This window comes from Gryllotalpicola sp., from assembly GCF_027352875.1.
In the GTDB taxonomy this organism is placed as follows: domain Bacteria; phylum Actinomycetota; class Actinomycetes; order Actinomycetales; family Microbacteriaceae; genus Gryllotalpicola.
The window spans coordinates 1-6,478 of the sequence record NZ_DAIEII010000014.1 but is presented as its reverse complement, the minus strand read 5'-3'; the positions used below and the strand labels follow the sequence as shown (position 1 = coordinate 6,478).

The following is a 6,478-nucleotide window of genomic DNA, read 5'->3' as shown; positions in this document are numbered from 1 at the left end:
GTGCTGTAGCCGGCGACCGCGAGGCGCTCGAGCTGGGGTCTGAGGTTCTTGGCCCGCTTCTCGAGACGCACCCTGCGGCCCTCGGCGAGCAGCGCGCCCTGAAGCTTCACGAGGGCGCCGGGGTCGGCAGCCGCGTCGTGGAGGAGCACGAGGGAGGCCGGATGCGCGGCCGAGGCCGGCACGAGGTCGACGATGCGCTCGAAGCCGATCGAGAAGCCCGCGGCCGGCACCTCCTCGCCGAGGAAGCGGCCGATCATGCCGTCGTAGCGACCACCGCCACCCAACGAGTAGCCGAACTCGGGGTGCTGGATCTCGAAGATCGCGCCGGTGTAGTAGCCCATGCCGCGCACGAGGTTGTGCGAGAACACGAGCGGCACGCCGGGCGCGGCCGCGGCGACCGCGTCACGGATCGCGTGGATCTCACGGTACGCGTCGAGGTCGAGCCAGGCCGGCGCCGACGCGGCGTCGAGACCCCAGCCGTCGTCGGGCAGGCCGCCGAGGTCGGCCGCGGCGCGATCGGCGTCGGCGAACGGCAGGAGGCCGAGGTCGACAAGCTCGGCGACGACGCCGGAGACCCCGATCTTGTCCTCTTTGTCGACGATCACCAGAGCCCGATCGACTCCGTCGTCCGCGATGCCCCAGGAGGCGAGCATCGTGCGCAGGATCCGCCGGTGGTTGATGCGGATGCGCGCACCCGCGATGCCGAGTTCGGTGAGCGTCGCGGCCGTGGCGGCGATGAGCTCGACCTCGGCGAGCGCCGACGGCTCGCCGATGATGTCGATGTCGCACTGCACGAACTGGCGGTAGCGCCCCTTCTGCGGGCGCTCGGCGCGCCACACCGGCGCGATCTGCAGCGCCTTGAACACCCCGGGGAGCTTCGCCCGATTGGTCGCGTAGTAGCGCGCCAGCGGCACGGTGAGGTCGAAGCGCAGGCCGAGGTCGGCGAGGCCCTCCGCGCTGCCCGCCGCGGCCGCGGCATCGAGATCGGACTGCTCGAGCCCGCGGCGCAGGATGCCGAACGCGAGCTTCTCGTTGTCGCCGCCGAGACCCGAGTGCAGACGGGCCGCGTCCTCGACCACCGGGGTCTCGATCTCCTCGAAGCCGCGCGCGATGTAGCCGGCGCGGATGATGCCGAGGACGGCCTCGCGCTTCGCCTTCTCGAGCGGCAGGAAGTCGCGCATGCCGCGGGGCGGGGTGACGTCGGAGGCCATGAGGGAATTATCCCTTGAGCGACAGACTTGCCTCTGTGGTGCGCGGCGGGCTCAGAGCAGACGAGCCGCCGGATCGTCCGCTCCCGCAGGCGGAAGACAGCAGCCGAAGCGCCGCGGAAGATTGGGGAATCTCATGACGAACGCGATGCTCTCCAGGAGATCCGTCGGCCTCCGATCCGAACGCGGCCCGATCCTCCTCTCGGTGATGCTCAGCACCGCGCTCGTCGCCCTCGACTCGACGATCATCGCGACGGCGTCGACGTCGGTGGCCCACGACCTCGGCGAGTTCCGGCAGCTGCCGTGGCTCTTCTCGATCTACGTCCTCGCGCAGGCCGTGACGGTTCCGCTCTACGGCCGCCTCGCCGATGTGTTCGGCCGCAAGAACCTGCTGCTGGTCGCCCTCGGCCTCTTCCTGCTGGGGTCGATCCTCAGCGGCGCCGCCTGGTCGATGCCGATCCTCATCGCGGCGCGCGCCGTCCAGGGCATCGGCGCGGGCGGCGTGCAGCCGCTCGGCATGACGATCCTCAGCGACATCTACAGCCTTGAGGAGCGCGCCAAGACCCAGGGCTACATCGCGAGCATGTGGGGCATGGCCTCGCTCGTCGGGCCCGCGCTCGGCGGGGTGTTCTCGGAGTACCTCTCGTGGCGCTGGATCTTCTGGATCAATGTGCCCATCGGCGCCGTCGCCGTCGGGCTGATCGTCGCCCGCTACCACGAGAGCGCACGCGTCGGCGAACGCGAGCCCATCGACTGGCTCGGCGCCGCGCTCGTCACCCCGGGAACGGCGCTGCTCGTTCTCGGCCTGCTCGAGGGCGGCCAGTCGTGGGCGTGGGACTCCCCGATCTCGGTGCTCGTCTTCGCGGCGGCCGCGGCGCTGCTCGTCGTATTCGTGTGGTGGCAGCTGCGGGCGAGGTATCCGCTCATCGCGTTCTCGATCCTGAGGCGCCGCGTCGTCTGGTCGTCGACCGCTGGCGGCTTCCTCGTCGGTCTCGTCGTGCTGGGCCTGTCGGCCTACGTGCCGATCTACGCCCAGGACGTGCTCGGCTTCGGACCGCTCATCGCCGGGTTCGCCGTCGCCGCGTTCACGATCGGCTGGCCGATCACGGCCTCGTTCTCGGGCAGGTTCTACCTGCGGTACGGATTCCGGGTGACGTGCACCATCGGCACGATCGTCGCCCTCGCGGGTTCCGCGCTGCTCGTCACTCTCGGCGCGCACTCCTCGATCTGGCTCGTCGCGCTCTACGGCCTCATCATCGGCGCCGGTTTCGGCTTCGCGGCAGCGCCGTCGATGATCGCCGCCCAGTCGTCGGTGCAGCACAGCGAGCGCGGCTTCGTCACCGGCATCAACATGTTCTCGCGCAACATCGGCTCGGCGGTCGGCGTCGCGATCTTCGGCGCGGTCGTCAACGCCAACACGATCATCGGGGCTAACGGCGCGCCCGAGGCCGCCGGCCTCATGACGGCCATGCGGCTGGTGTTCGTCGCGATCGCCATCGCCGCCGCGCTACTCGTCGTCGTGCTGCTGTTCCTGCCGCCGCACCGCAGCGGCGAGGAGCCGCAGCCGATCCCGGAGCGCGCGTTCCGGATCGAGGCCGAGTTCGCGGCCGGCGGCGACGAGGGCGAGGAGCTGCTCCCCTAGCTCCGCCTCGGTGGCCGCCCCCGGCGCCGGCAGCGGCGCCGCGACGCCCGCCGTGGCGGCGCGGCCGAGCATCTTGTCGGCGAGGGCGAGGGCGGGCATCCCCGGCGGGATGCCGTCGAGCACACTGGTGCGCTCGCGCTTCTCGGCGGCCTTCGCCGCCGACCACAGCCGCCGGACATCCTCGGGGGTCTCGGCGACCTCGGAGCCGAACACGTGGGGGTGGCGACGGATCATCTTCGCGTGGAGGTCGGCTGCGACATCCGCGATGCTGAAGCCCTCGCCCGAGCGGCGGGCGATCTCGGCGTGGAAGAGCACCTGCCAGAGCACGTCACCGAGCTCCTCGCGCACATCCTCGGGCGTGCCCGACTCGATCGCCTCGACGAGCTCGTAGCTCTCCTCGATGAGGTAGGTCACCAGCGATTCGTGGGTCTGCTGCCTGCTCCAGACGCAGCGATCGAGGATCTGCGCCATCGCCTCGGCGGCGGCGTCGAGGCTGCTGGATTCCGATTCCGGGGCATTCATGCTGCCAGTATGGGGCGAGGCGAGCCATCCGATCTGAGCGCATCGCGGCCGGCATCCCCCTCGGCGGTGCGGTGCCCGGGCCGGTCCTCGCACCGGATCCGGTCCACGATCGTTCTTAGCGGAGTCTTGGCGAGCCTCGGCAAAGCACCAGGCCAGTCATAGGAAACGCATGGGCGATCCTCCTAGCTTCGGGACATGGGACGAATCGCGCTTCGTACTCTCATCACTCTCGGCGGTATCGGAGTACTGGCGCTGTGGTGGACCGGCGCCATCCCCGGATTCACCGCGACGCCGGCACTGACCGTGACGACGTTCGGCGAACTCGTCGGGCTCATCGCCGGGTACCTCGTCTGCGTCCAGGTGCTGCTCATCGCCCGCATCCCCTGGTTCGAGCGGGGCGTCGGGCTCGACCGGCTGGTCTCCTGGCACCGCAGCGTCGGCACGACCGTCATCTTCCTCGTCATGACGCACATCGCCTTCATGATGCTCGGCGGCATGCTCGCCGACGGCAAGAACCCCGTCGGCGAGTACATCTCGATCCTCAGCGCCTACCAGGACATGTGGTGGGCCACCATCGGCACGCTCGTCTTCTTCGTCGTCGGGCTCACGAGCGCGAGGCTGCTCAAGTCTCTGCTGCCGTACGAGTGGTGGTACTGGATCCACGTCACGACCTACATCGCGATCTTCCTCACCTTCCTCCACCAGGTCAGCAGCGGCACGAACTTCGTCGCCCACCCGGTGCCGCGCGCCATCTGGATCCTCATGTACGTCGGGACCGCTCTCTGCGTCGTGTGGTGGCGCGCTCTCCTGCCGCTCGTCCGATTCGCTCGGCACGACTGGACGGTCGCCACCGTCGTACCCGAATCGCCGCGCGCGGTGAGCGTGTGGATCAAGGGGAACGACATCGAGGATCTCGGCATCCGCGCCGGCAACTTCATGATGTTCCGCTTCCTCACCTGGCGGCACATCTGGTCGGCCCACCCGTACTCGATCTCGGCGCCTCCCTACCAGGGGCACCTGCGCATCACCGTCGCCGATCTCGGCAACCACTCCGGCGCGCTGCGCGACATCCGCCCCGGCACGAAGGTCATCGTCGAGGGCCCGCACGGCTCGTTCACCGCGGAGCGCGCCAAGCGCCAGCAGCTCGTGCTCATCGCCGGCGGCGCCGGCATCGGACCGATCGCAGCGCTGGCGCGAGACTTCGCCGGCCGCGGCTTCAACTCGGTCGTGATCTACCGGGCCCGCGATGTCGACGACATGGCGCTGCTCGACGAGGTGCGCGGCCTGCCCGGCACGCGGCTCATCGTCGCGCCGGGGCGTCGCTCCGACCTCGGATTCGACCCGCTGGCCCCCGAGCACCTCTCCTCGCTCGTGCCGGACATCCGCGGACGCGAAGCGTTCCTCTGCGGCCCCGAGCCGATGATGGACACCGCAACCCACTCGCTGCACGCGCTCGGGGTGCGTCGCATCCACGCTGAGGAGATGAGCTTCGCATGACCAGACGATGGCGGGGGACGGCACTGTTCGGGGTCGTCCTGGCATCGCTGGGAGCAGCCCTGTGGGCCAAGACCACGTCGGCCGAGTCCGCAACCGTGGCCGAGAAGCCCAAGACGAGCCAGTCGCCGAGCAGTTCGGCCAGCGCGTCGAAGACCAAGCCCAGCAGCAGCACGTCGAGTTCGTCTTCGCCGAGCAGGTCGCCGAACAGTTCGCCGAGTTCGACCTCTGCGTCCACCTCGCCGACGAGCAGCGCGACGGCGAGCGCCACCAGCCCCGGCAACGCGGTCGTCGACGGCAATGCCGTCGACACGCCCTACGGGCCGGTCGAGGTCGAGGTCACCTGGCAGTCCGGATCGATCACCAAGGTCGACCTGCTGCAGTATCCGAGCGGCTCGGGTCGCGACATCGCGATCAACCAGTACGCGCTGCCGATCCTTGCGCAGGAGGTCATCCAGTCGCAGTCGGCGCAGATCAACACCGTGTCCGGCGCCACCTTCACGTCCATCGGCTATATCCAGTCCCTGCAGAGCGCGATCGACAAGAAGGGCTGAGCGATGAACGACGTGCGCACCGTCATGGGAATCCCCGTCTCGCTCGACGCGCGGCCCGTGGTGTCGCCCGAGCTCGTCGACGACGCCTTCGGCGTGCTCGAGCGGGCGGATGCCGTGTTCAGCCCGTTCCGGCGCGACAGTGAGATCTCCCGCCTCGACCGCGGCGAGCTCTCCGAGGGGTCGGCCGACCTGCTCGAGGTGCTGCAGCTCGCGGCCCGCTTCGAGGCGGATTCCGGCGGCGCGTTCTCCGTCCGCGCTGCCGGCCGCCTCGACGCCGACGGCATCGTCAAAGGCTGGGCGGTGCAGCGCGCGGCCGAACTGCTGGAATCCGGCGGCCAGCGAGACTTCTGCCTCAATGCCGGCGGCGACATCGCGGTGCGCGGCGGACCGGAGCCCGGCCGCGCCTGGCACGCGGCGATCCGCTCGCCGTGGCATCCGCGCGCGATCGCAGGGGTCGTGGCGCTGCGCGACGAGGCGATCGCGACCTCAGGCGCCTACGAGCGCGGGGCGCACCTCCACGACGGCCGCACCGGCGAGATCGCCAACGCGTTCGCGAGCGTCAGCGTCATCCACCCCTCGCTCACCGTGGCCGACGTGTGCGCCACGGCGATCATGGCGCTCGGGCCGGACGGTCCCGCCTGGGCGCACGACAGCTACGGCTGCAGCGTCGTCACCATCTCGCATGCGGGCGTGCTCGACGCCATCGGCGACGTGCGATGGGCGCGAGCCGCCTAGGCGGCAACGGTCCAGTGGACCGTTGCGGCGGCTCGCGCCGCCGAAGGCGGGGCCGCCTAGGAGGCAACGGTCCAGTGGACCGTTGCGGCGGCTCGCGCCGCCGCAGGCGGGGCCGCCTAGGAGGCAACGGTCCAGTGGACCGTTGCGGCGGCTCACGCCGCCGCAGGCGGGGCGGTCAGTGACGCAGCGCCGGCAGAACGACCGCGGCGGCGATGACGGCGATGACGAGGGCTCCGATCGCGATGCCGCCCGCGCTGCCGAAGTTGATCGTCCAGCCGAGGCCGTAGCGCTTCGGCACCACGACGCGGCCGTCGGCGGCGTTG

6 protein-coding genes and 1 pseudogene are annotated in these 6,478 nt (G+C 70.5%); 4 read left to right on the top strand and 3 right to left on the bottom strand.

Features of this window, described 5'->3' with window-relative positions; translation table 11 throughout:
- Window positions 1-1,211, bottom strand: a 1,211-nt coding sequence (locus M7D61_RS02105) for an ATP phosphoribosyltransferase regulatory subunit (protein WP_298227106.1), incomplete at its 3' end; no start/stop codon positions are given.
- Between M7D61_RS02105 and M7D61_RS02100 the strand changes: the two are divergent.
- Window positions 1,126-2,580, top strand: a pseudogene (locus M7D61_RS02100) (MDR family MFS transporter); the annotation flags it as partial. The gene M7D61_RS02105 and the pseudogene M7D61_RS02100 overlap by 86 nt on opposite strands.
- Window positions 2,581-2,715: 135 nt before the next feature.
- Here M7D61_RS02100 and M7D61_RS02095 read toward each other — a convergent pair.
- Window positions 2,716-3,372: a MazG family protein gene (locus M7D61_RS02095; RefSeq protein WP_298227104.1), complete on the bottom strand. Its 657-nt coding sequence runs from the start codon at window positions 3,370-3,372 to the stop codon at window positions 2,716-2,718.
- 195 nt (window positions 3,373-3,567) lie between these two features.
- On the opposite strand from M7D61_RS02095, the gene M7D61_RS02090 reads away from it, so the two are divergent.
- The 3 genes from M7D61_RS02090 to M7D61_RS02080 are packed head-to-tail and all read left to right on the top strand — an operon-like array spanning window position 3,568 to window position 6,155.
- On the top strand, window positions 3,568-4,869 hold the full coding sequence (locus M7D61_RS02090) for a ferredoxin reductase family protein (RefSeq protein ID WP_298227102.1): 1,302 nt from the start codon (window positions 3,568-3,570) through the stop codon (window positions 4,867-4,869).
- On the top strand, window positions 4,866-5,420 hold the full coding sequence (locus M7D61_RS02085; RefSeq protein ID WP_298227100.1) for an FMN-binding protein: 555 nt from the start codon (window positions 4,866-4,868) through the stop codon (window positions 5,418-5,420). Before M7D61_RS02090 ends, M7D61_RS02085 begins: the two co-directional genes overlap by 4 nt.
- Before the next feature lie 3 nt (window positions 5,421-5,423).
- Window positions 5,424-6,155: an FAD:protein FMN transferase gene (locus M7D61_RS02080; RefSeq protein ID WP_298227098.1), complete on the top strand. Its 732-nt coding sequence runs from the start codon at window positions 5,424-5,426 to the stop codon at window positions 6,153-6,155.
- 175 nt (window positions 6,156-6,330) lie between these two features.
- Here M7D61_RS02080 and M7D61_RS09835 read toward each other — a convergent pair.
- A partial coding sequence (locus M7D61_RS09835; RefSeq protein ID WP_366083707.1) for a DUF5808 domain-containing protein occupies window positions 6,331-6,478 on the bottom strand: 148 nt, incomplete at its 5' end.